The sequence below is a fragment of the Mesorhizobium sp. genome (assembly GCF_024509055.1).
Classification (GTDB): Bacteria; Pseudomonadota; Alphaproteobacteria; order Rhizobiales; family Rhizobiaceae; genus Mesorhizobium.
On the sequence record NZ_JANINM010000227.1, the window covers coordinates 1 to 25,261 of the forward strand.

30 protein-coding genes are annotated in these 25,261 nt (G+C 62.5%); 11 read left to right on the top strand and 19 right to left on the bottom strand.

Features of this window, described 5'->3' with window-relative positions; genetic code table 11:
• The 3 genes from Q0L57_RS10905 to Q0L57_RS10915 all read left to right on the top strand — a co-directional run.
• A partial coding sequence (locus Q0L57_RS10905; protein ID WP_296742440.1) for a hypothetical protein occupies window positions 1-229 on the top strand: 229 nt, incomplete at its 5' end.
• A gap of 77 nt (window positions 230-306) precedes the next feature.
• Complete coding sequence (locus tag Q0L57_RS10910; RefSeq protein ID WP_296742442.1) at window positions 307-609, top strand: DUF982 domain-containing protein; 303 nt, start codon at window positions 307-309, stop codon at window positions 607-609.
• Between the two features lie 485 nt (window positions 610-1,094).
• The gene (locus tag Q0L57_RS10915) at window positions 1,095-3,140 is read left to right on the top strand and encodes an SPFH domain-containing protein (protein WP_296742445.1); all 2,046 of its coding nucleotides are present in this window, start codon (window positions 1,095-1,097) and stop codon (window positions 3,138-3,140) included.
• A gap of 136 nt (window positions 3,141-3,276) precedes the next feature.
• Here Q0L57_RS10915 and Q0L57_RS10920 read toward each other — a convergent pair whose 3' ends face one another.
• From Q0L57_RS10920 to Q0L57_RS10930, 3 genes are read right to left on the bottom strand one after another with little or no spacing between them, the layout of a single operon-like run.
• Complete coding sequence (locus Q0L57_RS10920) at window positions 3,277-4,386, bottom strand: serine hydrolase (protein WP_296742448.1); 1,110 nt, start codon at window positions 4,384-4,386, stop codon at window positions 3,277-3,279.
• Window positions 4,387-4,395: 9 nt separating this feature from the next.
• Window positions 4,396-5,991 carry an ABC transporter substrate-binding protein gene (locus tag Q0L57_RS10925; RefSeq protein WP_296742450.1) on the bottom strand — a complete coding sequence of 532 codons (1,596 nt, stop codon included), beginning with the start codon at window positions 5,989-5,991 and terminating at the stop codon, window positions 4,396-4,398.
• Window positions 5,992-6,046: 55 nt separating this feature from the next.
• Window positions 6,047-7,186 (bottom strand): FAD-binding oxidoreductase, encoded by a 1,140-nt coding sequence (locus Q0L57_RS10930; protein WP_296742452.1) that lies wholly within the window; start codon window positions 7,184-7,186, stop codon window positions 6,047-6,049.
• Between the two features lie 127 nt (window positions 7,187-7,313).
• Here Q0L57_RS10930 and Q0L57_RS10935 point away from each other — a divergent pair, with 127 nt between their 5' ends.
• Complete coding sequence (locus Q0L57_RS10935) at window positions 7,314-7,937, top strand: XRE family transcriptional regulator (RefSeq protein ID WP_296742456.1); 624 nt, start codon at window positions 7,314-7,316, stop codon at window positions 7,935-7,937.
• A 98-nt stretch (window positions 7,938-8,035) separates the two neighbouring features.
• Window positions 8,036-9,046, top strand: a complete 1,011-nt coding sequence (gene dusA / locus Q0L57_RS10940) for a tRNA dihydrouridine(20/20a) synthase DusA (protein ID WP_296742458.1) — start codon at window positions 8,036-8,038, stop codon at window positions 9,044-9,046.
• A 2-nt stretch (window positions 9,047-9,048) separates the two neighbouring features.
• Here the strand turns inward: dusA and Q0L57_RS10945 are convergent, their stop codons facing one another.
• On the bottom strand, window positions 9,049-9,753 hold the full coding sequence (locus tag Q0L57_RS10945) for a TIGR02281 family clan AA aspartic protease (RefSeq protein ID WP_296742461.1): 705 nt from the start codon (window positions 9,751-9,753) through the stop codon (window positions 9,049-9,051).
• A gap of 11 nt (window positions 9,754-9,764) precedes the next feature.
• Window positions 9,765-9,995 carry a DUF1289 domain-containing protein gene (locus Q0L57_RS10950; RefSeq protein WP_296742464.1) on the bottom strand — a complete coding sequence of 77 codons (231 nt, stop codon included), beginning with the start codon at window positions 9,993-9,995 and terminating at the stop codon, window positions 9,765-9,767.
• A gap of 162 nt (window positions 9,996-10,157) precedes the next feature.
• Here Q0L57_RS10950 and Q0L57_RS10955 point away from each other — a divergent pair, with 162 nt between their 5' ends.
• A complete protein-coding gene (locus Q0L57_RS10955; RefSeq protein WP_296742467.1) occupies window positions 10,158-11,153 on the top strand; it encodes a nicotinate-nucleotide--dimethylbenzimidazole phosphoribosyltransferase in 996 nt (331 codons plus the stop codon).
• A gap of 17 nt (window positions 11,154-11,170) precedes the next feature.
• Here the strand turns inward: Q0L57_RS10955 and Q0L57_RS10960 are convergent, their stop codons facing one another.
• Window positions 11,171-12,691 (bottom strand): HAMP domain-containing sensor histidine kinase, encoded by a 1,521-nt coding sequence (locus Q0L57_RS10960; RefSeq protein ID WP_296742469.1) that lies wholly within the window; start codon window positions 12,689-12,691, stop codon window positions 11,171-11,173.
• Between the two features lie 241 nt (window positions 12,692-12,932).
• Between Q0L57_RS10960 and Q0L57_RS10965 the strand changes: the two genes are divergently transcribed.
• The 4 genes from Q0L57_RS10965 (at window position 12,933) to Q0L57_RS10980 (ending at window position 15,292) form a co-directional block, all read left to right on the top strand.
• Window positions 12,933-13,391, top strand: coding sequence for a thermonuclease family protein (locus Q0L57_RS10965; RefSeq protein WP_296742472.1), 459 nt, complete (start codon window positions 12,933-12,935; stop codon window positions 13,389-13,391).
• Window positions 13,392-13,436: 45 nt separating this feature from the next.
• Window positions 13,437-14,048 (top strand): glutathione S-transferase, encoded by a 612-nt coding sequence (locus tag Q0L57_RS10970; protein ID WP_296742475.1) that lies wholly within the window; start codon window positions 13,437-13,439, stop codon window positions 14,046-14,048.
• A 27-nt stretch (window positions 14,049-14,075) separates the two neighbouring features.
• A complete protein-coding gene (locus Q0L57_RS10975; protein WP_296742544.1) occupies window positions 14,076-14,693 on the top strand; it encodes a uracil-DNA glycosylase family protein in 618 nt (205 codons plus the stop codon).
• 107 nt (window positions 14,694-14,800) lie between these two features.
• Window positions 14,801-15,292: an Lrp/AsnC family transcriptional regulator gene (locus tag Q0L57_RS10980; RefSeq protein ID WP_296742478.1), complete on the top strand. Its 492-nt coding sequence runs from the start codon at window positions 14,801-14,803 to the stop codon at window positions 15,290-15,292.
• 38 nt (window positions 15,293-15,330) lie between these two features.
• Here Q0L57_RS10980 and Q0L57_RS10985 read toward each other — a convergent pair whose 3' ends face one another.
• The 13 genes from Q0L57_RS10985 to moaA form a co-directional block, all read right to left on the bottom strand.
• On the bottom strand, window positions 15,331-15,900 hold the full coding sequence (locus Q0L57_RS10985; RefSeq protein WP_296742480.1) for a DUF3299 domain-containing protein: 570 nt from the start codon (window positions 15,898-15,900) through the stop codon (window positions 15,331-15,333).
• A 57-nt stretch (window positions 15,901-15,957) separates the two neighbouring features.
• Window positions 15,958-16,554 (bottom strand): GNAT family N-acetyltransferase, encoded by a 597-nt coding sequence (locus tag Q0L57_RS10990; protein ID WP_296742483.1) that lies wholly within the window; start codon window positions 16,552-16,554, stop codon window positions 15,958-15,960.
• Window positions 16,514-17,218 carry a DNA alkylation repair protein gene (locus Q0L57_RS10995; protein ID WP_296742486.1) on the bottom strand — a complete coding sequence of 235 codons (705 nt, stop codon included), beginning with the start codon at window positions 17,216-17,218 and terminating at the stop codon, window positions 16,514-16,516. Before Q0L57_RS10995 ends, Q0L57_RS10990 begins: the two co-directional genes overlap by 41 nt.
• A gap of 5 nt (window positions 17,219-17,223) precedes the next feature.
• Window positions 17,224-18,093: an NAD(P)-dependent oxidoreductase gene (locus Q0L57_RS11000; RefSeq protein ID WP_296742489.1), complete on the bottom strand. Its 870-nt coding sequence runs from the start codon at window positions 18,091-18,093 to the stop codon at window positions 17,224-17,226.
• Window positions 18,094-18,208: 115 nt separating this feature from the next.
• Entirely contained in the window at window positions 18,209-19,033 is an 825-nt protein-coding gene (locus Q0L57_RS11005; protein WP_296742492.1) for an ABC transporter permease, read from the bottom strand.
• Entirely contained in the window at window positions 19,030-19,746 is a 717-nt protein-coding gene (locus Q0L57_RS11010) for an ABC transporter permease (RefSeq protein WP_296742494.1), read from the bottom strand. The genes Q0L57_RS11005 and Q0L57_RS11010 overlap by 4 nt, the downstream gene beginning before the upstream one ends.
• Before the next feature lie 78 nt (window positions 19,747-19,824).
• On the bottom strand, window positions 19,825-20,610 hold the full coding sequence (locus tag Q0L57_RS11015; RefSeq protein WP_296742497.1) for an ABC transporter substrate-binding protein: 786 nt from the start codon (window positions 20,608-20,610) through the stop codon (window positions 19,825-19,827).
• Window positions 20,611-20,762: 152 nt separating this feature from the next.
• Complete coding sequence (mobB, locus tag Q0L57_RS11020; RefSeq protein WP_296742499.1) at window positions 20,763-21,278, bottom strand: molybdopterin-guanine dinucleotide biosynthesis protein B; 516 nt, start codon at window positions 21,276-21,278, stop codon at window positions 20,763-20,765.
• The gene (locus Q0L57_RS11025; RefSeq protein WP_296742501.1) at window positions 21,275-21,562 is read right to left on the bottom strand and encodes an NTP transferase domain-containing protein; all 288 of its coding nucleotides are present in this window, start codon (window positions 21,560-21,562) and stop codon (window positions 21,275-21,277) included. The genes mobB and Q0L57_RS11025 overlap by 4 nt, the downstream gene beginning before the upstream one ends.
• Before the next feature lie 5 nt (window positions 21,563-21,567).
• Window positions 21,568-22,488, bottom strand: a complete 921-nt coding sequence (locus Q0L57_RS11030; protein ID WP_296742502.1) for a DMT family transporter — start codon at window positions 22,486-22,488, stop codon at window positions 21,568-21,570.
• Between the two features lie 123 nt (window positions 22,489-22,611).
• Window positions 22,612-22,968 carry a hypothetical protein gene (locus tag Q0L57_RS11035; RefSeq protein ID WP_296742503.1) on the bottom strand — a complete coding sequence of 119 codons (357 nt, stop codon included), beginning with the start codon at window positions 22,966-22,968 and terminating at the stop codon, window positions 22,612-22,614.
• A 113-nt stretch (window positions 22,969-23,081) separates the two neighbouring features.
• On the bottom strand, window positions 23,082-23,525 hold the full coding sequence (locus Q0L57_RS11040) for a hypothetical protein (protein WP_296742504.1): 444 nt from the start codon (window positions 23,523-23,525) through the stop codon (window positions 23,082-23,084).
• Between the two features lie 106 nt (window positions 23,526-23,631).
• Complete coding sequence (gene moaA, locus Q0L57_RS11045) at window positions 23,632-24,627, bottom strand: GTP 3',8-cyclase MoaA (RefSeq protein WP_296742507.1); 996 nt, start codon at window positions 24,625-24,627, stop codon at window positions 23,632-23,634.
• Between the two features lie 196 nt (window positions 24,628-24,823).
• On the opposite strand from moaA, the gene Q0L57_RS11050 reads away from it, so the two are divergent.
• Window positions 24,824-25,177, top strand: a complete 354-nt coding sequence (locus Q0L57_RS11050; RefSeq protein ID WP_296742509.1) for a DUF971 domain-containing protein — start codon at window positions 24,824-24,826, stop codon at window positions 25,175-25,177.
• The last annotated feature ends 84 nt before the right edge of the window (window positions 25,178-25,261 follow it).

Genomic DNA, 25,261 nt, shown 5'->3' on the forward strand with positions numbered 1-25,261 from the left:
CCAGGCGATGCGCCTTGTATGGTCATTGCAAATGTTCCCCTTTTGCAAAACGCGCCCTCAAGCGTTAACCGAGGAGGTTAAGCCTGACGCTAGGGAACCGGCAAGCAAGCCATTTGCCGGCTTTCACCTTAAAGACATTCAACGAGAATCGCGCTTATCACGGGCGCTTGCAGGAATTGCCGCCGAATCGGCCACATGTTCCGCCGAGCCAAATTTTTTAAGCAGCTGACGATTTTCTCGGAACCAAACCGCGCATTGCGCGTTTTGGCTTGTTCGACCGCGTTGCGGTCGACCGGGAGGATAACTATGGATCGCTTGCATTTCTTTACCCCAGTGCGAATTGCGCGTGGGCAGGGACACCCCGTGGAGGAAGTCGATAGCGTCTCCGAAGCGATGGTGTTCTTGCGGAAATGGCCAACGGGAAGACGCGGCCCGGTTTATCAATGTGCCCTTAATTGCTGCTCGGCGGCGCTGTCGGGCAACATGTCGGCGGAGGAGGCGAGAAAGGCCTTCACCGGCTTTGCCCGCATCACTCGGCTGCTCGACGACGAGATGGCTATGCCGCTGGGTGGCGCCTCCGTGGATAATGTCTACGCATTGAGGCGCTAGGCGAAAAATCTTCGCGAAACGACGACGCTGCGCCAGCGATGGCGCAGCGCGTTGAGTGCTGCCCTGTTTCCAGATACCGCACCCAGTTGCATCGGGGGCCGGCGGTTCCAACTCGCCAAGAGCGTCATTTCGCGCCCTGCCAATTTCTAGAAGTCAACGTCCAAGCTAACGACCACGCTTTTGAAATAGCGTTCCAAATACTTATCGATTTTCGCAGGAAATATCTTTAAAGCTGTAGGCGCGATCACTACGTCATTTCTTGCAATGTCTATCAAGGCAACACCGATGTGAGATAGCTCACGGCCACGCGGCCCCTCGATGGGGACTCGGGACGCGCGGTCATTTTCCCATTCAATGAGCAGCCCAAACGTTCGACACGCTCTTGGTGCGTCGGGCGTTTAGGCGCGCGATCTCCCCACTCATGAATCACCACCAACCGGGTCGCCGTCGGGTGAACGAACCCGCGCGCCCATAGGAGAGAAGAGATGGAAGCCCTGCAATATCTCGACCAGATGAAATGGACAGCGATCGAGATAGCTGTGCCAGTCATCGTGCTGGCCATCCTGTTCTGGCGGAGCGGCGTGGTCCGCTACATCCCAAACGACAGGCTCGGCATCTTGGAAAAACTATGGAGTTTTCGCGGCTCCGTCAGTAATGGCTTCATCGCGCTCAACCGTGAGGCGGGTTACCAGCCGGACATCGTGCGCGGCGGCATACATTTCTTCATGCCGTTCCAATATTCGATGCATCGCGCCAATCTCGTCACCATCCCACAGGGCCAGATCGGCTATGTCTTTGCGCGTGACGGCAAGCCGCTGCCTCCGACGCAGACACTTGCTTCCAACGTCAACGCCGACGATTTCCAGGATGTGCGCGCTTTTCTCGAAAAAGGCGGACAGAAAGGACCGCAGCGCAAGATCTTGCGTGAAGGCACCTACGCAATCAATCTGGCGCAATTCATCGTGCTCACCGCCCAGTCGATCTATGCCGTCAATCTGAGCTCATCGGAACAGAGCCTTTTTGCCAACATGTCCAGCATGATCTCGGAGCGGGGCGGCTTTGAGCCAGTCGTCATCCACAATGCCGAGGACATGATCGGTATCGTCACCATCCATGATGGCCCGGCGCTGCCGGACGGCGAGATCATCGCACCGACGGTAGCCAACGATCCAAGCGATCCGAACTTCCACAACAACTTTCAAGACCCGGAGAAGTTTCTCAATGCCGGTGGCTATCGTGGCCGGCAGTTGCAGGTGCTGGCCGACGGTAGCTACTTCCTGAATCGCATTTTCGCGACCGTCGAACTGGTCGAGAAAACGATCATTGACGTTGGCACGGTCGGTGTCGTTGTATCGTACAACGGCCGCCACGGCACGGATATATCCGGGCAGGCATACCGTCACGGCGAGCTGGTCGAAATCGGCGCACGCGGTGTCTGGTCCACGCCGCTGCTGCCGGGCAAGTATGCGTTCAATACCTATGCCGGCACTATCATCACCGTGCCCACCACCAACTTCGTGCTCAAATGGACGAAGGAGCAGTTCGGCGAACACAGGCTGGACGAGAACCTGTCTGAAGTATCATTGATCACCAAGGATGCGTTCGAGCCTGTGCTGCCGCTCTCCGTCGTCGTGCATATCGACTACATGAAGGCGCCGCTCGTGGTGCAGCGTTTCGGTGACATCAAGCGTCTGGTCGAACAAACGCTAGATCCGATGGTTTCCGCTTACTTCAAGAACATCGCCCAGACGAAGACGCTGATCCAGCTTTTGCAGGAGCGCAGCGATATCCAGCGCAAATCCGGCGAGGAGATGCGCGAGAAATTCAATTCCTACAGTCTCGAGCTACAGGAAGTGTTGATTGGCACGCCCCGTGCCGCCAATGGCCAGAACAGCATAGAGCAGATCCTGATCCAGCTGCGTGAGCGCCAGATCGCGGTCGAAAAGGTCGAGACCTACAAATTGCAGGAGAGGGCGGCCACTCAGGAACGCACGTTGCGCGAGAAGGAAGCGCTCGCCGAACAGCAAGCCAAGATCACGACCTCGGCGCTCACCATCGAGATCAGCGAGAACGAGGGCAAGGCGCAACTCGCCCGCACCCGTCAGGAGGCCGAAACCATTCAGGTCACTGCCAAGGCAGAGGCTGAGAAGGTGCGCCTCGCTGGCCTGGGCGAGGCCGACATGATCAAGGCTGTCGCGCTTGCCGACGCCGAACGCATCAAGGCGACCGGTCTTGCGGAGGCCGAGAAGGTGCGCGCTATTGGTCTGGCTGAGGCCGAGGCCACGGAGCGCAAGGTCGCGGCCTTCGGCGGCCCGGACTATCAGCTCAACTCGCAGGTTCTCACGCGCTTCGCCGAGGCGATAGAGAATGGCAGGCTGCCGCTCGTGCCGCAGATCCAGATCGGCGCTTCCAGCGGCGAGAAGGGGGCCGCCAATGGCCTTGTCGAGATGATGCTTTCGATGCTCGTTGCCGACCGGATTGGGCGGCAAAACCCACCGGATGCGATCCCGGAACCTGCCGATGAGGATTGATTGAGGATGGGCCGGTTATGCCGGCCCATTTTATGCTCTGCGACTGAGCTGCAAGCCGTTTTCGTGGAACGGCTTGGCGCTGGACATCCAGCCGAACCGAAATCCTGATGACTCCGGCGCCTGAAGCGTCGAGGGGTCAAGCCAGGATCGACCGGATCGCTTTGTCGACAACCTCGTGCAGGCCGCTCGCCTGGAACGACAGGCGGTTTCCCGATCCGATATTGCTGGCCATGGCGATGGTCAGATTGCTTTCCGGGTTGTGCTGCATGACGCAGACATATCCCGGAATGCTGCCCTGGTGACCGTAAAATGCACGGTCACCATAGCTGCTTTGGAACAGGCCCGCGCCGGTCTCGCGCATGCGGGTGCCTGGGAAGGAGACCAAGGCGCGCGAACCGAACATCTCCTCGAACCAGCGTGGCGAAATGACCTTGCCGGCGAAGAGGCCCCGCATGAAGGCAACGAGGTCGGTGGGGGTCGAGACCATGTCACCGCAGCCATAGGCCCCCGAATAGGGAAACGTGTCGGAGGAATCCTGCAACTCGTCGGAATAGGGCAATACCCCGTCCATCCGCCACATCTCGCCGCCCGAAGCGATATCCGCGGATGCGCCAGCGGCCGGCGGCGGGCGGTGGAAGTAGCCGCGCACCAGTTGCCCGGCAGGAAACGGTTCCGTCGCGGGCGACCATGTGTTGGAAAGGCCGAGTGGCTGCAGGACGACCTGGCGCACATATGCGCCCAGCGATTGGCCTGTAACGGCTTCAATCAGCATACCGGCCAGCACATAGCCGGTGTTGTTGTAGACGGCGGAACCGCCCGGCATCTTCTGACCGCCAGCCTTATAGGCAATTTCAACCAGGTCGGACGGTTTCCACACCCTGCTTGGATCCATCGGTATGTCGTACTCGAATTCCGGCAGGCCACTGCGATGATTGACCAGTTGCCGTACGGAAATGCGCTCCGCGCCCGGCAGGTCGGGAAACCAGGTTGAGATCGGCGCGCCGAGCTCGACCTTGCCATCCTCGGCCAGCCGGACCAGAGCGGCCGCCACGAAAGTCTTCGTGCAGCTGCCTATCTTGAACAGCTGCTCGGGGGTGACGGGCGTATTCGCTGCCCGGTCCGCCACGCCGGCCGTCGCCGTTACCGTGGGCGTGCCCGCCGTCGCGAAGGCCAGGGAGGCTCCGACTGCGCCCTGGCGGATGTAGTCCGCGAGCAGGCCGCCGACGTCGTCTTTCTTGCTGATCATCTTGGCGTCCTATTCGGCAATGTCGACATGGGCGAAATTCTGGCGGCCGAACGGATCGAGCACGTAGTTCAGCACGCTCTTTCGTACCGGGATCGAGACGATGGAGTGGGCGATCGGCACGACCGGCACTTTCGCCTTCAGCATCTCCTGGGCCTGGCGGTATACTTCCGCCCGCTTCGTCGTGTCCGCGGTGACGCGGCCTTCGTCCAGAAGCTTCTCGAAATCCCTGTCGCACCAGCGCGAGCGGTTCGAGCCACCTGCCACCCCGTCGCAACTGAGCAGATAGCTCAGCATGTTGTCGGGATCGCCGTTGTCACTGCTGCCGCCGAGCAGGAAACTGTCGTGCTCGCCGGCGGCGGTGCGCTTCAGGTATTCGGCCCATTCGTAGGTGACGATCTCCGATTTCACCCCTACCGCCGCCCAGTCTGCCTGGATCAACTCGGCCATGCGGCGTGCATTGGGATTATACGGCCGCGAGACCGGCATGGCCCACAGCGTCACCGACAGATCGCTGGTATGGCCGGCCTCGGCCAGCAGTTTCCTGGCGCCTTCCGGATCGTAGTCGATGCCGGCATCCTTGACGGCGCCGAGTTGAGCCGGCGGCACGACGCTGCCTGCAACGGCGCCGGCGCCCTGGTAAACCGAGTCGACGATGGCCTGGCGGTTGATGGCCTTGGCGAGCGCAGTTCGCACCTTCACATCATCAAGTGGCTTGTGCTCGACGTTGAAGCCCAGGACGCCGATATTCTGGCCTTGAAGCTGAAGCAGGCTGATGTCGGAATTGCCACTCAATTCGGCCAGCGCGGATGGCGGCGCCGCCGCGGCAACCTGGCATTCATTGGCCTTGATCCGTTCGATGCGCACAGTCGGTTCAGGCGTGATGGCGAAAATCAGCGTGTCGATCTTCGGGGCGCCGCCCCAATAATCCTTGTTGGCCGTGTAGCGGATCTGGCTGTCACGCATGTAGGCTTCAAGCATGAACGGACCGGTCCCGACCGGCTCGTTGTCGATCAGTTCCGGCGTGCCGGCCGCGACCATCTTCTGGGTCTGCTCCAGCGACATGATCGACATGTAGTCGAGTGCGATGCCGGACAGGAACGTCACGTTCGGCGCGGTCAGCGTGAAGCGCACGGTGTAGTCGTCGACCTTCTCGATCTTGTCGACCATGGAGCCGAGCCCAAGTGCATTGAAATACTCGTAAGAGGCGTTGGCGAGCTTGTGGTAGGGGCTGTTGGCGTCCCGTTGGCGGTCGAAGGTGTAGAGCACGTCGTCGGCGTTGAAGTCCCGCGTCGGAGTGAAATGGGCGCTCGAATGGAACTTCACGCCGTGGCGCAGATGGAAGGTGTAGACGTTGCCGTCAGGCGAAACGTCCCAGCTCTCGGCTAGAGCCGGCCCAATCTCGGTGGATCCCGGCTTGAACTCGACCAGCCGGTTGAAGATCGTCTTGGCGGCGGCGTCCATCGTGGAGTCCGCCGTGCCGATCATCGGTGTAAAAGTCTCTGGGCTTGCCTCGGAACAGTAGACGAGGGTCTTGGCGGAAGCGTTTGCGGCGAGGAAGACTGAAGACGCGAGGATGGCGGCGCGTAAGAGGAGCAGGGACTTCATCTCGGAAACTCTCCTGTTTGGGATGGCGTGTTGAAATTCGGTATGGACGGGCTGTTCAGCTGTTTTCCCGGCATTGGCCGGAGTTGAGGAAACGCTCGGGCGCCACCGCCGTACGCGTAAGCCCCAGAGCGGCGAGTTCATCAGGCAGTTTGTCGTCGCGCAGCAGCGCCGAGGTCAGGCGGGCAAGTGCGAAGGAGACCTGGAAGCCGTAGCCGCCCTGACCTGCCAGCCAGCAGAAGCCCGGCAATCTGGGATCGGCGCCGACAACGGGCGACCGATCCGGCGCGAAGGTGCGCAGGCCCGCCCAGGGCGTGTGTGGCCGGCCGATCCGCAGTTTCGTCGCTTGTTCGATGCGGTCGACGGCGATGGCGACATCGATGTCTTCGGGATAGGCGTCGCAAGGCAGCGACTGGGTTTCGTCGGCGAGCGAGCCGATCAGCCGACCGGCATCCGGCTTGAAGTAGAAGCGCTCCCGGATGTCCACTACCAGCGGCCATCTGCGGATATCGTAGCCCCGCGCATCGAAGATGAAGGCGGTCCGCCGCTTCGGCGCCAAGCCCAGCCCGGCAAGTCCGGCCCGCTCGGCGATTACGTCCGCCCAGGCCCCAGCAGCGTTGATCACGACATCGGCGTGGTGCTCACCGGCCGTGGTGACGGCACGTAGGCGCTCGCCCTGCCGCTCGATCCGCAGCACATCCTCGCCGAGGCGGATTTCGCCACCTTTCGCCCGGAAGGCCGCCGCCGTGCTCTGCACGACCTTGCCGGTATCGATGTCCATTGCATCCGGCTCATGGACACCACCACATGTCGTCTCCGCGTCGATGGCGGGAACAAGCCTTGAAACATCTGCAGCCGACAGGCGCCGAATGCTCGGCAGCAATGCGTGCGCATTGCGGGCAAAATCATCGATGAGGGCGTTATCCTCCGGTCCGCCGAAATGCAGCGCGCCACGGCGGTGCTCGAAGTAGCCGCCGGCCGTCAAAGCGTCGCGGCTGGCCAGGGAAAGCGCCCGTACCACAGCGTTGCCGTAGGATTCCGAAAACAGCGCGGCCGAGCGCCCTGATGCATGGTAGGCGAGCTGCGTTTCACGCTCGATAAGGGTGACGGAGGCCCAGTCCTGCAGCGCAAGCGCCGCGGTAAGCCCCGCGACGCCGCCTCCAACGACGATTATCCTCGACGACGATGTCTTGTGCATTTGCTGACGGTAAAGCGAATTCTTCTATACGCAAGATTTTAGCGTATAAGAAAAAAGTTTTCGTGCCGTGTTGAAGTTGCCAGATGGCGTCGTTACGTTGGTCCAGCTCGTGCGTCAGGAGGATTCCGTGGAGGGGCAGCCCAGGCTTGGAGATTGCTTGCGGAGCCTGCGCCGGAAGCGCGGCTGGACCTTGCAGGATGTCAGCAATCTTACCGGCGTCGCCGTTTCGACCCTGTCGAAGGTGGAGAACGACCAGATGTCGCTCAGCTACGACAAGCTGCTGCAAATCTGCGAAGGGCTGGGCATCCACGTGACGGAATTGCTCAGCGGCGGTGGCGAGGAGCGCTCGGCGCGAACGCGCCGCTCGGTTACCGCGCCGGCGACGACGTTGCGCCAACTGACCCGGAACTATGATTATTACTACCTCGCGACCGACCTCGTGCATAAGCGCATGGTGCCGATCCGCAGCTTTGCACGCGCCCGTAGCCTGGAAGAGTTTGGGCCGCTGATCCGGCATGCCGGGGAGGAATTCCTGATCGTGCTCAAGGGCGAGATCGAACTGCACACCGACCAGTATGCCCCGGTGCGGCTGAAGGCCGGCGAAAGCGTCTACATCGATTCCACGATGGGCCACGCCTATCTCTCGATCGGGGAGGCGGATGCCGAGATGCTGTGTGTCTGTTCCGGTGAAGAGGCCGAGATGGAGAAGACATTGCTCAACCACAGGCAGCTCGAACTGGCGAAGGAATGAGTGGCGTCGTCGAAGCTGACGGCGGATAGGAAATCGCCGTGAAATCGCTTATGTGAGGGCGAAACTCTAAAGGACAGAGGCCCCGAGACGTTTCGGCCATGCAGGAAAAGGGCAACGATTACAAAAAGGTGCGGGTCTCCGTCGCGCCGATGATGGATTGGACGGACCGGCACTGCCGCTTCTTCCACCGCCAGATGACGCGTCGTGCGCTGCTCTACACCGAGATGGTGGTGGCGGATGCCGTCATTCATGGCGCACGCGAGCGGCTGCTCGGTTTCGATGCCGCCGAGCATCAGGTCGCCCTGCAGTTGGGCGGCTCGGATCCGCGAAAATTGGCCGAGGCGGCGACGATCGGCGAGGCCTTCGGCTATGACGAGATCAATCTCAATGTCGGCTGTCCGTCGGACCGCGTCCAGTCGGGCACGTTCGGCGCGTGCCTGATGAAGACGCCGGCGCTCGTTGCCGAATGCGTCGCGGCGATGAAGGCTGCGGTGAAAATTCCCGTCACCGTGAAATGCAGGATCGGTGTCGACGAACAGGATCCGGAACCTGCCCTCGACACTTTGGCCGATGGCGTGTTCGCGGCCGGGGCCGACGCGCTCTGGGTGCATGCCCGCAAGGCGTGGCTGGAGGGGTTGAGCCCCAAGGAGAACCGCGACATCCCGCCGCTCGACTATCCGCGCGTCTACCGGCTGAAAGCCAGGAAGCCTAACGAATTCATCGGCATCAATGGCGGCATCCAATCGCTCGGCGAGGTGTCTGAGCATCTTGCCCATGTCGACGGCGCCATGCTCGGCCGCGCCGCCTACCATACGCCTGGCGTCCTTGCCGATGTCGACGCCGCATTCTATGGCGAGGCGCCTGCGGCCTTCGATTACGCGGCGCTGGTCGACGCGATGGCGGACTACGCGGCGCGCCATATAGAGAAGGGCGGACGGCTCGGCCACGTCACCCGCCACATGGTCGGGCTGTTCCACGGGCTCCCAGGCGCGCGCCGCTACCGGCAGATACTCTCGACCGATGCGAACAAACCCGGCGCCGGACCCGAGGTTTTGAAGACGGCGTTCGCGGCCATAGATTTCTCTGCGGCGGACGCCGAAGCGGCCTGAGGCTAATCCCGCAGGATCATGCGGTCGCCGCGCACGTCGAAACCCGACAGCGAGCCGATGAAGTTCATGCCGAGCAGGCTTTGCTCGAGCATGCCGGGCGCCGCCACCATGACGGACATATTCTTGCGCACGATGCCGCCGATCGCGACCTCATTGGTCTTGACGGTTGCCGCGCGCGCCATGCCGTTGGCGGTCGAGACGTCCACGTTGTAGCTGAGCGCCGCCGGGTTGAAACCCGCGGCCTGGGCGTCCTCGGCGGTCAGCACCGTACTGGTCGCGCCAGTGTCGACCACGGTTCGCACCGGTGTGCCGTTGACCAGGATGCGCGCCTCGAAATGGCCGTTGTCGGCCTTGTCGAGCGTCACGGTTGCGTGGCCGTTGTCCACGCCTAGCGCCAGAGGACTTCCCGGGACAAACCCCGCCGTGACGCGGTTCGCGACATCCTGCAATTCGTAGCGATATTGGTAGCCGGCAATCAGCGCCAGCGCGATTGCCGCCCACACTCCGAGGCTGCGCGCCATGCCTCCAAGCGGCCTGCCCGAGCGGATAAGACTGGCGCCGATCACCGTGGCAATGGTGCCAAACCAGAGCATCCGGCTGAAATCGTGGTTCTCGATGCCGAAGGTGCGGCCGGCGGAGTTGTTGATCATCAGCAGGATCAACCCCGCGCCGATAACCACCATCACGATCCAGAACAGCCGGCTCACGCTGGTTCCCCTCAGACGGCGCCGCGCTCGCGCGCCATGCGTGCGCGGCGCGTTTCCCTGCGCGGCCGGCGCTCGACCGTTTCGAGCCGGGCCGGCAACTCGGCCATGACCGCCCGCCGGACGTCCGGCGTCATCGCGATCCAGCCAGAGATTTCGTCGCGCGTGCGGCCGCAGCCGAAACAGAAGCCGGTTTTCATGTCGATCGAACAGACCAGGATGCAGGGAGACTCGATGGCGGTCATGCTATTCTCTTGCCTCGCTTCCACATGGTGCAACCGCAAGGCCAATGCAAGCCCTCCGCAATGCGCCGTGCGCGGGCGCATTCATGGCATTGCCCGGCGGTTGTGCCGGCCGGAGAAGGCGGTTATGCCGCTTGCGACCTTTCCCCAGCAGCGGCGAACGACATGACAAGCACCCCCTTTGACGATTTCCGCAACCTGCTCGCCGCGCTGCCGGCGGCCGACGACACCGCGGAAGCCCGCGTCCGCGCGCTTTTCGCCAAGACCGACAAGCCCAGGGCTTCGCTTGGGCGCGTCGAGGAGACCGCTGCGTGGCTCGCAGCCTGGAGCGGGAGCGCGCCGCCGGCCGTCAACCGGCCGCTGGTGGCAATCTTCGCCGGCAATCACGGCGTAGTGCGGCATGCCGTTTCGCCCCGGCCGGTGGCGGCGACTGCCAATGCGGTCGAGCTCTGCGCCGCAGGCGGCGCCGCGATCAATCAGGTCTGCATCGCCAACGATCTCGGCCTGAAAGTGTTCGACCTGGCGCTCGATATCCCGACCGGAGACATCACGGAGGAAGCGGCGCTGGACGAGCGCGGCTGCGCCGCAACCATGGCCTTCGGCATGGAAGCCGTTGCCGGCGGCGCCGATCTCCTGTGCCTCGGCGATCTTGGCGTGGGCAACTCCACCGTTGGGGCCGCCTTGTGCGCTGCGCTGTTCGGCGGGCAGGGCGCGGACTGGGTCGGGCCAGGATCTGGCGCCGACGCGGCGCTGATGGCGCGCAAGGCCGAGGTGGTCGATCGGGCGCTGGCCTTTCATGGCGCGGACCTGAACGATCCGCTCGAGGCGTTGCGCCGGGTCGGCGGCCGCGAGTTCGCGGCGATCTGCGGCGCCATCCTTGCCGCACGCATGCAGAAGATCCCGGTGTTGCTCGACGGATTTGTCGCGACCGCCGCGGCCGCTGTCCTGCATGAGGTCAATCCCGCCGCGCTCGACCATTGCCTGCTTGGCAGCCTGTCGCCCGAGCCTGGCCACGTCAGGATCGCCGAACGGCTCGGGCTGCAGCCGCTCATCGATCTCGGCGTCAGCCACGGCGAAGGTTTCGGGGCGGGACTCGCCGCCGGTCTGGTCAAGGCCGCGGCGCTCACCAGTTCGGGAATGGCGGCGGCGGTTCGGCTCTAGGAAGGGGAGAAATTGCCTCAACGCCGCCGTGCGGCGACGGCCTGGGTCGGCAGCGCCGGTAATTCCTCCATCACCCGGCTGAGCGGGAAGATGGCGATCGCTTCCGTGCCTTCGCGCAGCTTGGAGTGAAGCTCGAATTCGCCGCCATGCATGGCGAGCAGGCCCTGGACGATCGGCAGGCCGAGGCCGGTTCCCTGCTCGGCGCTCTTGATGGCGATCGAGCCCTGACCGAAGGCGGAAAGCACGACCGGGATTTCCTCTTCCGGTATGCCGGGGCCATTGTCCTTGACGGAGATGTATTGGCCGCCACCCGCCGTCCAGCCGACGCGCACGCGCACCTCGCCGCCCGACGGCGTGAACTTGATGGCATTGGACAGAAGGTTGAGCGCGATCTGCCGGACGGCCCTTTCATCCGCATACAGCCGCGGCAGGGTGGTTTCGAACTCCTGGGCAACGCGAATGTCCTTGTTACGGGCCTTGAGCTCCATCATGTGACAGCAGTCCTCGACGATCGCCACCAGCGTCACGGGCTCCTCATTGAGCTGGTAGCGGCCCGCTTCGATCCGCGACAGGTCAAGGATCTCGTTGATCAGGTCGAGCAGGTGCTGGCCGGATTCGTGGACATCGTGCGCGTAATCCCGATATGTCGGGTTGTTCATCGGCCCCAGCACTTCGTTGGCCATCACCTCGGAGAAGCCGAGGATGGCGTTGAGCGGAGTCCTGAGCTCATGGCTCATCGAGGCGAGAAAGCGCGACTTAGCAAGGTTGGCATCCTCGGCGCGTCGCCGGGCTTCGTCGGACATCGACTTCGCGGTCTCGACCTCGGCAATCAACGCGTCCTTTTCCGAACGGAAGGAAAGCAGCATCCACGACGCCCGGTTGAGGTTGCGGGCGACATAGCCAAGAAATGGCAGGGCAACAATCAGCAGCGCCGCCATGATGAATTCGATCGGCATCCACAGGCGCGCAACGGCATATGCATAGACCGCGACGGGAACGGCAAAAGTCGCGATCAGGGCGCCACCCAGCGACGACGCCATCACAGCCGTCGTCGCCATGGCGACCAGCAGTACGACCGCCTTGACGACATGGAACTGGTCGACCTGGCATGTGTCGCAACCGAGCCACGCGAACCATGCCCAGCCCAGGCCACATAACGAGTGGCCGATCAGGAAGTCCCGGCGCGCTTGTACAGGCTCAAGTTCGGCTGCTTCAGTCTTTTCCACGCGTCGCGCCATGAATGCGACGATCGTGTAGCAAAGCAGCGTGAAAAAGGCCCAGAGGGTGACATTGTTGCCAAGGCCCGCAAATCGCCCGACCGCGGCCACGGCGAGCACGAGCAGCGGCATCGCGGCTGCGCTAACCAGCATGGTGCGCGCGTGCAGCTTGAGCAGATCGCGATCGAAGTCGAGGCTGCCGGCCTGTTGCGAAAGACGGTCGCGCGTCTTGCGCACCGCGCGTGCCACGTCGCTGTTGCGATGCGGTTTCCTGCGGTCCACAATGAATTTGTCCGCTGTGTCCGAGCGTAGCAAAGGCATACGAAGTTCAATTTCTGCGCGCAGCGATTGTCAGTTCGTTAAGCTACGTTCGAATGATTAAGAGACTGTTTGCCATATGAGCCGTTCCTGGTCGCGAGGACCGCGCGGGCGATATGTTTCACGCCCGCCGCCAAGCCCCTGGCGCAGGCTGCTGGATTATGGCCTGGCGGCAGTTCTGCTGGGTCTGCTCCTTCTGGTGGCGGCTAGGCTCGAACGGCTCTCGACACGCAACGAGCAAGGCATGGCGATTATCAACGACGGCGATTCGATCACGCTGGGCAGCGAAAGGATCCGCATGCGCGGGATCGACGCTCCCGAGTACATGCAAACTTGCCGCAAGGACGGCGCCGACTATCCTTGCGGCAAGCTCGCGCGGCAATCCCTGGTACGCCTGGTAGCCGGCAGGCCGGTGTCCTGTAGCGGCTGGCAGCGCGACCGCTATGGCCGGTTGCTCGGCGATTGCAAGACAGGCGATACAGACCTCAACCGGGCCCAGGTCCAATCCGGCTGGGCCGTTGCCTATGGTGATTTCGAGACAGAAGAAGCTGCCGCGAAGGCGGCCAAAGCCGGCATCTGGGCCGGCCCGTTCGACCGGCCCCAGGCCTGGCGCGAGAGTCATCGCGATACGCCCGTCGAGAGAAAGCACGGCACGCTGGCTTCGATCGGCGACGCGCTGCGCGAGTTTCTTCGCTTCTGGTGATGAGGCGAGGCTGCCCCTATGATCGGGCGAGATGAGGAGGACTGCATGAAGCTCTTCGATGGCGGCCGTGCCCCAAACCCAAGGCGAGTCCGGGTCTTCCTGGCGGAGAAGGGGCTGACTGTCCCGCTGGTGCCGGTCGATATGGGGGCGCTGGAGCATCGCCAGGATCAGGTGGCGTCGCGCAATCCGCTGCGGCGGCTGCCGGTGCTCGAACTGGACGATGGCACCGTCATCACCGAGTCCATCGCCATCTGCCGCTATTTCGAGGAACTGCATCCGGAGCCGGCGTTGTTCGGGAGGGGCGCGCTCGGCAAGGCCAAGGTCGAGATGTGGCAGAGGCGCATGGAATTCAATCTGATGAGCTGCGTGGCCGCCGCGTTCCGGCACATCCATCCGGCGATGAAGGAGTGGGAAGTGCCGCAGATTCCCGAATGGGGCGAGGCCAACAAGCCCAAGGCGATCGAGTTTCTGCGCCTGCTCGACCGCGAGTTGGCGGACCGGGAGTTCGCGGCCGGCGATGATTATTCGGTCGCCGACATCACCGGTATGATTGCGATCGACTTCATGAAGCCCGCCCGCATCAAGGTGCCGGAAGAATGCACCAACGTGTTACGCTGGTATGGCGCGCTCACCAGCCGCCCAAGCGCAACCGCCTGAGCGACCGCGTTGGACAACCCGGCTGACATCAGCGAGGACCTGGAAAACCTCACCGCAAGGGTGCGGGCTTGCCGTATCTGTGTCGAGCATCCGCTCGGCCGGCCGTTGCCGCACGAACCGCGGCCCGTGCTGCTGCCATCCTCGACCGCGCGGATCCTGCTTGCCAGCCAGGCGCCGGGCACCAAGGTCCACATATCGGGCATGCCGTTCACCGATGCCTCGGGCGACCGCCTCAGAAGCTGGCTCGGCGTCAGCAGCGATGAGTTCTACGACACCCGAAACTTCGCCATCGTCCCGATGGGTTTCTGCTTTCCGGGTCAGGACGCCAAGGGCGGCGACCTGCCGCCGCGCCGCGAGTGCGCGCCGGCCTGGCGCGCCGGCTTGATGGCGCTGATGCCCCAGATCGACCTGGTGCTGACGATCGGCATCTATGCGCAGTCCTGGCACATGGGCGCCGCGCGAGGTGGTTCTTTGACCGAGACCGTCAGGAACTGGCGAGCCATCTGGGACGCACCCGGCAGCCCGAAAGTGCTGCCGCTGCCGCATCCGTCCTGGCGAAACACCGGTTGGCTGAAGAAGAATCCCTGGTTTGAAATGGATTTGCTGCCGCTGTTGAGGTCAGAAATCCGCAGTCGCCTTGCCTAGGCGCTCTGCAAGAAATCACTCGCTTTTGCCGTGTTTGGCAGAATTTCTTTCTTGTGGAAGCCTTCGATAAAAGGGATTATAGCCAAACTATTCCCTTGGAGTATCCCATGGACCGCCTCGACAGAAAAATTCTCCGTCTCCTGCAGGAGGACGCGACGCTCGCGGTCGCCGATGTCGCCAAGAAAGTCGGCCTGTCGACCACCCCATGCTGGCGGCGCATCCAGAAGCTCGAGGAGGAGGGCGTCATCAAGCGGCGCGTCGCCATCCTCGACCACGAGAAGGTCAATGTACGGGTCACCGTCTTCGTGTCGATCCGCACCAATTCGCACAGCCATGAATGGCTGCGGCGCTTCTCCGAGGTCATCCAGGAGTTTCCTGAAGTCGTCGAGTTCTACCGCATGAGCGGCGACGTCGATTATCTCTTGCGCGTGGTGGTGCCCGACATCGGCGCTTACGACGCCTTCTACAAGCGCCTGATCGCCAAGATCGAGATACGCGACGTGTCGTCGTCCTTCGCCATGGAGCAGATCAAGTACACGACCGAGATCCCGCTCGACTACATGATCCTCGATAAGGAATCGGGTGCGAACGCCGCCTGATCCATCGACGCTCGTCGCTGGCGCGCGAAGCGGCGAACTCAGTTCTTCTTTTTGTTGAGGAAGCTCCAGGGCGAGTTGACCGGCAGCGTGACTGTGTCGGGCACAGTGTCGACATCGACCACGTTAGCCTTGCGCACGGTGTAGCCTGACTGGACGATCGAGACCCCGTCCAGGATGAAGAGCTGGCTCTTCTCCATGCCGGGCTTCAGCACGCCGGTCACGGAGACCGGCTGATAAGCCTGCGACATCTTGTAGGGGTGGGCCGGCGTCACCAGCACGATCTGGTTCGGGGGCGGCGTTGGCATATGGCTGCAGGCGCCGGTCCACGGCACCAGAAGGAACTGGTAGACAAGGTCGCCATCGCGGTCGACCGGCAATGCATAGCCGGCTAACTGTACGGTCTTGTCCTGCAGATCGAGCGAAAGCGTTTCGCCTTGGTCGGGCAGTTTTGCAGCGATCATCGGCAGGTTTGCGTCCTCGGCGACGGCCTGTGACGCGGGGCGCAAATCCTTCCAGAAGATATGAGCGACGTCGGCCGCGGCATTTGCCGTGGGGCCAAGCGCGAAGGCTATGGCAAGCGCAGCCGCCGATTTGACAAGTCTGCTCATCTGACAAGTCTCGTCACGGGTCCATCCATCATCGGCGCCTTCATGATCATGATCGAGTCAAACCATCGTGACCGGCGCCGGGTCGAGGCGCATCACGTGCCTGCGCGAGCCGGCCATGCCGATTTCCCGAAAGCCGCGGGCTGCGAACATGTCGCGAAAGCCCATGAAGCGATAGCTCGGTGCTGCTTCGTCGACCGGGTAGGCCTCGACCACTTGAGCGCCGTTGGCGAAGGCGTGCTCGATCGCCGCGTCGAGCAGGGCCGAGGCGAGGCCGCCGCCGCGCAAGGATCGCGGTACGTAGAAGCAGACGATCGACCAGACGCCGGTCTCGCTGTCGTCCTGCTGTTTTGAGAGTTTTCGGTAGGTCTCACGCGGCGCGATCGAGCACCAGCCTACAATGCTGCCATTCAGCTCCGCGACAATCCCGACCGGCGTGCCGGCCTCGATGAGCGCCATCATCATGCGCTTCTTCTCGCCACTCCCGACGTGTTCGCGGCTGGAATGGCGCCAGGCCATGCACCAGCAATATTTCGGCGCGCCGGGCTGTTCGAAAAGGCTCTCAAAATCGCCGCTCGTTGCCCGCGTCACCGCGATGAAACGCAAGCCTGCGAGGTCAGGCTTTGCTGGCGCCGAGCCGCTCGAGCTGTTTGACATCCGTCAGTTCCTTCACCGCGTCCTTGCCGATCCAGCGCGCCGTCCTGTCGGATGATGCGGCCAGCTTCTCGGCCAGCGCAAGGGCAGGGGAATGCAACCCCATCGAGCGCTTGCCGATCTGCCGCAAAGCCCAGTTCACCGCCTTGCGGACGAAATTGCGCGGGTCGCCGGCATGCCTCTCGATCAACGGCAGATAGGAGAGGAATGTCTCGTCGGGCTCCTTCTTCAGATGCACCGCCGCCCAGGCAAGCATGGCAAAGGCCGTGCGGCGGACGAATTCACGCTCGTCGTTGGCGAATTCATCAATCAGTTCACGCCAGAACGGCGTTGCGGCAAACAGGTCCGCAACGGTGTCGACGATTTCCCAGCTGTCGCAGTCGGCGGACCAGCGCCGGCATTGGGCAAGCCCCGTCTTTTTTGGTTCCGCGGTGAAGACGGCCATCAGGCGCGCCTCGCGAATGCCGCTGTCCCAGAGCAGCAGGGCGCGCTCGTGGTTCGTCTTCAGCTTGCGCGCCAGCGGACGCAGGTCGGCATTGCCGACGCCGAGCGCGGTAGTGGTGTTGATGCCGAACCGCGCCATGCCGGCGCGGCTTTCTTCAGTGCCGATCGAGCGCAGATGGGCGACGATATCGTCGGCGCTCCAGCTTGGATCGGGCAGGGCCATGTCGGCTATCTTTCCAGGCGGGCGAGCAGCGAGGACGTGTCCCAACGCCGGCCGCCCATGTCCTGCACGTCCTTGTAGAACTGGTCGACAAGGGCTGTCACCGGCAGCTTGGCGCCGTTGCGGTTGGCTTCCGCCAAGCAGATGCCGAGATCCTTGCGCATCCAGTCGACGGCGAAGCCGAAATCATACTTTCCGGCGTTCATTGTCTTGTGGCGGTTTTCCATCTGCCAGGAGCCGGCGGCGCCCTTGGAGATCACCTCGACCACCTTCTCGATGTCGAGCCCGGCCTTCTTGCCGAAATGGATGCCCTCGGACAGGCCCTGGACGAGGCCGGCGATAACGATCTGGTTGATCATCTTGGTAAGCTGGCCCGCGCCCGCCGGCCCCATCAGCCCGACCATGCGGGCATAGGCGTCAATGACCGGCCTGGCCTTGTCGAAAGCGGCCTGCCCGCCGCCGACCATCACGGTCAGAACGCCGTTCTCAGCGCCGGCCTGGCCACCCGACACAGGCGCGTCGAGGAAGGAAAAGCCGGCTTTTTCAGCGGCTTCGTCCAATTCACGGGCGACTTCCGCCGAAGCGGTGGTGTTGTCGATGAACACGGAGCCTTTCTTCATCGAGGCGAAGGCGCCATTGGCGCCGGTGGTTACCGAGCGCAGGTCATCGTCATTGCCGACGCAAGAGAAGACGAAGTCCTTGCCCTCGGCCGCCTCGGCCGGTGTCAGCGCCAGCCTGCCGCCGTGCTGAGCCACCCATTGCTCGGCCTTCGCCGAGGTGCGGTTATAGACGGTGACGTCATGGCCGCCCTTATTCTTCAGGTGCGCCGCCATGGGGTATCCCATGACGCCAAGACCGAGAAATGCCACCGATGCCATGGATAGACCCTTCCAAAAAACACAGAAATTCAGCTCGCGAAAGCTCTATGTCCCACAGCGGATTCGTCAAGGCGCGCGGCGCCGCATCGACTGGTGCAGGCGGATGCCGGTCCGCTTACCGGTGCAGATGGACGGTGATGCGACGTTCGATCCATTCGACGCCGTGGCGCAGGATCTCGACCATCACCAGATAGACGATCGCCACCCAGATATAGGCCTGGATGTCGAAGGACTTGGCAAAGGCGAGCTTCGCATTGCCCATCAGATCGTAGACGGTGATGATGGCAACGATCGCGGAGGCCTTGATCATGAGGATCAGTTCGTTGCCGTAGGGCCGCAATGCCACGATGATCGCTTGCGGCAGGATCACCTTGCGCAATGTCTGCAGCCTGTGCAAGCCAAGCGAGGCAGCACCTTCCCACTGGCCTTTCGGAACGCTCTCAATGGCGCCGCGCAGGATCTCGGCCTGGTAGGCAGCGGTGTTGAGCGAGAAGGCAAAGACGCCGCAATAGAATGCCTCGCGGAAGAACCACCACAGCCCGACCGATTCAAGCTCCGGCCGGAAGGAGCCGACGCCGTAGTAAACCAGATAGGTCTGCACCAGCAGCGGCGTGCCGCGGAAGAAATAGACGTAGCAATAGGCCAGGCTGGACAGGATCCGGTTCTTGGACATGCGGCCATAGGCGACCGGCAGCGACAGGATCGCACCGGTGACCATCGAAATGCTGACCAGCGAGAGCGTGGTTCCCAGGCCTTGCAGATAGGCCGGAGCATATTTGGCGAAGAACTCGGCGTTCCAGGCGAACACCAGATAGGCCACGATGCCGAGGCCGAACAGGATCCAGAAGCCGACCAGCGCATAACCGAGGACACGTGCGCGCGGCCAGCCGCGGGCCACCGGCGGTGGCTTTTCGACAGCGAGGGTCTGGCTGACGCTCATCGGGTCTCCCTCCGCCCGAGCGAGCGCAGGATGAAGCCGGTGGCGATCGACGACAGGATGGCCAGAACCAGGAAAACCAGCGCGGCGACGCTGTAGAAAAGGAAGGAGTGCTTGGTGACGCGAGCCGCGACGCCGGCATTGCGCAAGGTCTCCGCGAGATTGACGACCGAGACCAGCGACGTGTCCTTGAGCAGGCTCAGCCAGCAATTCTCCAGACCTGGGAATGCGATGCGCAACAGCTGCGGCAGGATCACCAGGCGCATGGTCTGCCATTTCGACAGGCCGATGGCGTAGCCGCCCTCATACTGGCCCTTGGGAATGGCGCGGAAGGCGGAGAGGAATACTTCGCTGGCGTAGGACGAGAAGATCAGCGACAGCACGATCATGCCGGCGATGAAGCTGTTCACGTCGATCGTGGCGTCGGGGTAGAACCGGCGCACGAGGTACTGCAGCAGCAGCGGCATGCCGAAGAAGAACAGGAACAGCGTCACCAGTTCTGGCAGGCCACGAAACACGGTGGTGTAGATGTTGGCGGCCAGCCGCAGCGAGGGTTCTTCATGCTGTTTGGCGAAAGCGACGAAGAAGCCGATCACAAGGCCGAAAGGAAGAGTGGCGAGCGCCAGCGCGATGGTGACCAGCACGCCAGAGGCGATACTTTGACTCCAGCCATCCGGGCCCCAGCTGAGAAGTGTCCAAATGCTCTGGGCTGGCATTGACGGGTCGTTTCTCCGCGGCGATCCCGGGATGGAAGAAGGGCGGCGAGGGGTGCCTCGCCGCCCTCGGCACAACTATCAGGATTCGGCGCCGTAGACGTCGAACTTGAAGTATTTGTCGTTGATTTCCTTGTATTTTCCGTTCTTGCGGATGGCGTCGATCGCCGAGTTCAGCTTGTTGACGAGATCGGTCTCACCCTTGCGCACGGCGATGCCGGCGCCGGGTCCGAAGATCTCGACCGGCTGCGGCGAAGGCTGGCCAAGTATCTTGCAGCAGGCGCCGTCAGGCGAATCGAGCCACTGCTGCAACACCACGATGTCGTCCTCGATGGCGTCGAGACGCCCATTGGCGAGATCGGCCTGCTCCTCGGGGCTGCTCGGATAGCCCTTGATGGTGCTGTCGGTATAGGTCTTCGAGGCATAGTTGAAATGCGTCGTCGTCGTGGCGACACCGATATTCTTGCCAGCAAGGTCGGCCTTGGTGACGCCCTTGAGGGTCGAATCCTTCGGCACGGCGATCGCCGACGGCGTGTTGTAGTATTTGTGCGTGAAGTCGACCTTCTGGGCGCGCTCGGGCGTGATCGACATCGAGGCGACGATGGCATCGAACTTGCCGGCCTGGAGTGCCGGGATGATGCCGTCCCAATCCTGCGCGACGAAGGTGCACTTCACCTTCATTTCGTCGCATAGTGCCTTGGCGATATCGATGTCGAAGCCGACCAGCTGGCCGTCCGAGGTCAGGTTGTTGAAGGGCGGATACGCGCCTTCGGTGCCGATCCTCAGGGTCTTTTCCTGAGCCTGGGCGACGCCAAGTGTCAGCAGCGCAGCCGAAGCGGCGAGCGCGATACGCAGTGCAATACGCATGATGATCCTCTCATAATTATCATGGCCGCTGTCCCAGGCGGCTCTTGTGGGCGGAGCTTCTTTGACCGCCCGCTACCCGGATACTCCCACTCTTTCCGAGAAAAAAGCAACTGCAAATCAACGGCAAACGACAATCATCGTCTGCCGTTGCGTTACTTGTTTGGAGCAACGAGGCCTGTAGTGCGCTCGACAAAATCGGCTATTGATTTTGTATCGTCGAGATCGAACACAGGCAGACTTTCGCCTTCGACCGCAAAGTCGGCGGCGATGGCGACAATGTTCGGATCGTTTGCCGAAAGTGGCGTCCGATCCTTGGCTTCTAGGCGTCTTGCCTCGATCTTCTTGTGCGCCTCACGCTTGTAGCCCTCGACCAGCACGATGTCGGAAGGGGCCAGCCGCGCCAGTATGTCGTCCAGCGTCGGCTCGTCTTCGTTGCGCAGCTCATGCATCAGGGCCCAGCGCCGTCCGGACACGATCGCGACCTCCGTCGCGCCAGCCTGACGATGGCGGAAACTGTCCGCGCCCGGTTTGTCGATATCGAAGTCATGATGGGCGTGTTTCACCGTCGAAACCGCCCAGCCGCGCCGCACAAGTTCGGCGACCAGCTTCTCGGTCAGTGTCGTCTTGCCGGAGTTCTTCCAGCCTGTGATGCCGAATACGCGTCTCATGGTTGGAGGCTTTGCAACATACGTTCGGCCGCCGCAAGGTCGCCGCGCGTGTTGACGTTGAAGAATGGATGGTTCGGCTCGTTATCGGCTTCGATCGTCGGCAATTCCACTGCGACGAAACCATGCTGCTCGATGATCGCCAGGGTCACGACGTGCGGCTTCAGGCGGGCGGCGACGTGGTCGATGAGCCGGTGCTTGCTCAAGGGGAGCAGCAGCTTGTCGCCGCCGCCCATCCGCTGCGACAGCCTGCCCGCCAGAATGATCGCCGCGACGCCTTGGCCCATCGCGACTATATGCCGTCCGGCGCCATCTGGGGTCCAGCGCTTTCGGCGGCGGGCTGCCGCCGGCCAACGATGCGCTCGCGGTAGAGCGCGTAGAGGCCGGAGCCGATGATGATCGTAGCGCCGACGGTCATTGCCAGGTCCGGTATGTCGCTGAAAACGACGATGCCGAGCAGGATCGACCACAGCAGCGCGGTGTAGCGGAAGGGCGCGATGAAGGAGATGGCGCCCGAGCGCATCGCCATGATGATGAACTGGTAGCCGATGATGACGAGCACCGCCGCCAGTGCCAGGAGCGCGGTTGCCCGGCCGGTCATCGGGGTCCACCCGCCCATTGGCGAAAGCAGCAGCGCGCCCAATATCGTCATGGCAAGAGCGGTTGCGGTCGAGACGAGCATGCTCGGGATTGCCGGCGGAATCCGCTTCGTGGCCAGGTCGCGCACCGCGCAGCAGACCACGCTGGTGAGCGCCAAGAGCGAATAGATGCTGAAACCTTCAAAGCCCGGCCGCACGATGACCAGCACGCCGGCGAAGCCGATCGCAATGGCCAGCCAGCGTCGCCAGCCGACGCCTTCGCCGAACACCAGCGCCGCGCCCATTGTCACCGCCAACGGCAAGGCCTGCAGCACGGCCGAGACGTTGGCGATCGGCAGGTGCGACAGAGCGATCAGGAATGAGACGGTGCCGCCTGCCTCACCGGCGACACGCACCGCCACCATCGGCTGCAGCATGGCGGCGGGTTTGGCGAGCGCGCCGCGATGCCAGGCAAGCAGGCCGACGAAAAGCGACGCGAAGACGCCCCGGACAAGCATGACCTGCGCAATGTTCATCGATTCCGAGGAGAACTTGGTGATCGCGTCGTTGAGGGTGAAGCCGGCCATGGCCACCATCATGAAGAGCGCGCCGCGAAGATTGGGCGAAAGAGGCAAGGGCGTTTCCGGGTTGTCTTTGCGTCAAGCGTCTAACAGCCGGCCGCAAGACAGCAACGCCAAAGAAATGGGCCACGGGAGCTCCCGTGGCCCATGATATCGGCTCGCGCGCGCGGCTGAGGCCTACTTCGGTGTCAGTACTTCGGTGCCGTTGCCGTTCTTGCCTGCTATCGTCCACAGCCCGTGCAACGAGCCGTCCTTCTCCACCTTATAGACGACAAGGCCTATATCCTTGCCCATCTCGTAGCCCGCGGAAAAAGCATCGTCGTTGCGCATGCAGATGCCGTCGGAGGTCGACCCGCCGGTTTCCCAATGGATGGTGCAGGTGGTGTCGCTGGTCAGCGTGATGGTGGCCTCGCCGTCATATTTCGAGCCGTCGAAATTGGTGCCGGCGACGGTGTAGGTGCCGCCGATCGACTGGGCTGCAGCCGGCATGGAAGCAACCCCGAGCATAGCAAGTGAAAGCATGAATGTGCGCATGGCACTCCCCCTAAGCGTGAAACCCCCGGGCCGGACGCTAGGCTGGTACGGGTCGGCGGTAAATCGGGTTCGTGGCCTCGTGAAGAGTTTATTTTTGGTACGGTGCCGACACCTCAAGGCTCACGCAGACTCCTTGCGATGGCGCCCACCAGTGGGTCGTATTTCGCCTTGAGCGAGGGTGGGTACTCGATGAAGACCGTTCGGATGACCTCGTCCTTGCCGAACAGGCGGCGCTCATAGAAAATCTTGCCATCCTTGGTGCCGGACAGCACCGCCCAGTTCTTTCCGGTCTTGCTGTAGGTCACCTTGTAGCCCGGCTCGGTGCTAGCCCTTTCCTCATCGACGAAGCCTTGCGGCGTTTCGTTGTCGACATTGTTGATGCCGGAGCAGGTGAGCTCGGCGCCGTCGGCGCTGAGCCATTGCTGGCCATCGCCATTTTCCGGCTCTGGCAGGCGATAGCTAAAAATCTCGTCCGGAAATGTGCAAGACTGCCCGAACCGCTCGTTTACATAGGTGAGTGGTTTCGCGATTGCCGCTGCCGGGAAGATGGTCGCCAAGCATATGACTGCGGCCAGCGGCGACAATCCGCTTCGACAATGACGCAGCATGGTTTCCCCCTTGGCCTGCAACCAAAGGCAATCCTGCAGCAAGTCGGAGAAAAAGTCAGCCGCCGGTGACGCTCATGTGGCGCGAAACAGACGGGCGGCTGGTGCGACGGTCGATGACAAAATCGTGGCCCTTCGGCTTGCGTCCGATGGCTTCGTCGATCGCTTCGCCGACGAGCTCGTTGCCTTCGGAGGCGCGCAGCGACGCCCTGAGGTCGGCAGCATCTTCCTGGCCAAGACACATGTAGAGCGTACCGGTGCAGGTCAGGCGGACGCGGTTGCAGCTCTCGCAGAAATTATGCGTCATCGGCGTAATGAAGCCGAGCCTGCCGCCGGTCTCGGCGACATGGACATAGCGGGCCGGGCCGCCGGTCTTGTAAGGGATGTCGGTCAGCGTGAACTGGCGTTCCAGCGAAGCGCGCAGCAGCGACAGCGGCAGATACTGATCGGTGCGGTCGGCCTCGATCTCGCCCATCGGCATGGTTTCGATGACGGTGAGGTCCATGCCGCGGCCATGCGCCCAACGCAGCATCTCGGGGATTTCAGCGTCGTTGAAGTCGCGCAAGGCCACAGCGTTGAGCTTGATCTTCAACCCGGCTTTTTGCGCGGCGTCGATGCCTTCCATCACCTTGTCGAGATTGCCCCAGCGCGTGACCTGGCGGAATTTCGCGGTGTCCAGCGTGTCGAGTGAGACATTGATGCGCTTCACCCCGCAATCGGCGAGCTCGGCGGCGAAGCGCGACAGCTGCGAGCCGTTGGTGGTCAGCGTTAGTTCTTCCAGCGCACCACTCTCCAAGTGCCGTGACAGCTGGCGCACGAGATGCATGATGTTCTTGCGCACCAGCGGCTCGCCACCGGTAAGCCTGAGCTTCCTGACGCCCTTTTCGATGAAGACAGTACACAGCCGGTCCAGCTCCTCGAGCGACAGCAAATCCTTCTTCGGCAGGAAGGTCATGTCCTCGGCCATGCAGTAGGTGCAACGGAAATCGCAGCGGTCTGTGACCGACACGCGCAGGTAGCTGATCGTGCGACCGAATGGGTCGATCATGTTCATATTCAAGCGCTTCCGTGGCCGTGAGAGGCGTCGTTATATACAGCTATGTGATACGATCCAGCCCGACGTTCAAGATAGTCGGTCTTGATCTTTCGCAACATTCCCCGGCCGACATGGCGTGTCGGCTGCGTCCTACGACCTTTCCGCATCGTGCGAAGCGGCGTAGGGAAGGGCGCAACCCAGGCAGGGAAGAATCATGACAGCACCGAAAGAACTGAGGGTCTCGAAGGATCGAAGGCTGCTTACGGTGACGTTTCCCGGCCATCAGCCGTTTGAACTGCCGGCCGAGCTTCTGCGCGTTGCCTCGCCTTCGGCGGAAGTACAGGGCCATTCGCCGGATCAGCGGGTGACGGTGCCCGGCAAGCGCAATGTCGCGATCCTGAAGATCGAGCCGGTCGGCAACTACGCGGTTCGCATCACTTTCGATGACTTCCACGACACCGGCATCTTCACCTGGAATTATCTCCACACGCTTGGCCATGAGAAGGACGGGCGCTGGAATGCCTACCTCGCCGAACTGGCTCAAAAGGGCCTCAGCCGCGACAGCTGAGTTTCACTGGGCCGATGCTTTGAATGGTTTGTCGTCATAACGTCATCGACGTGGCGTAGCGCCGGCAAAGGATCAGGAGGGCAA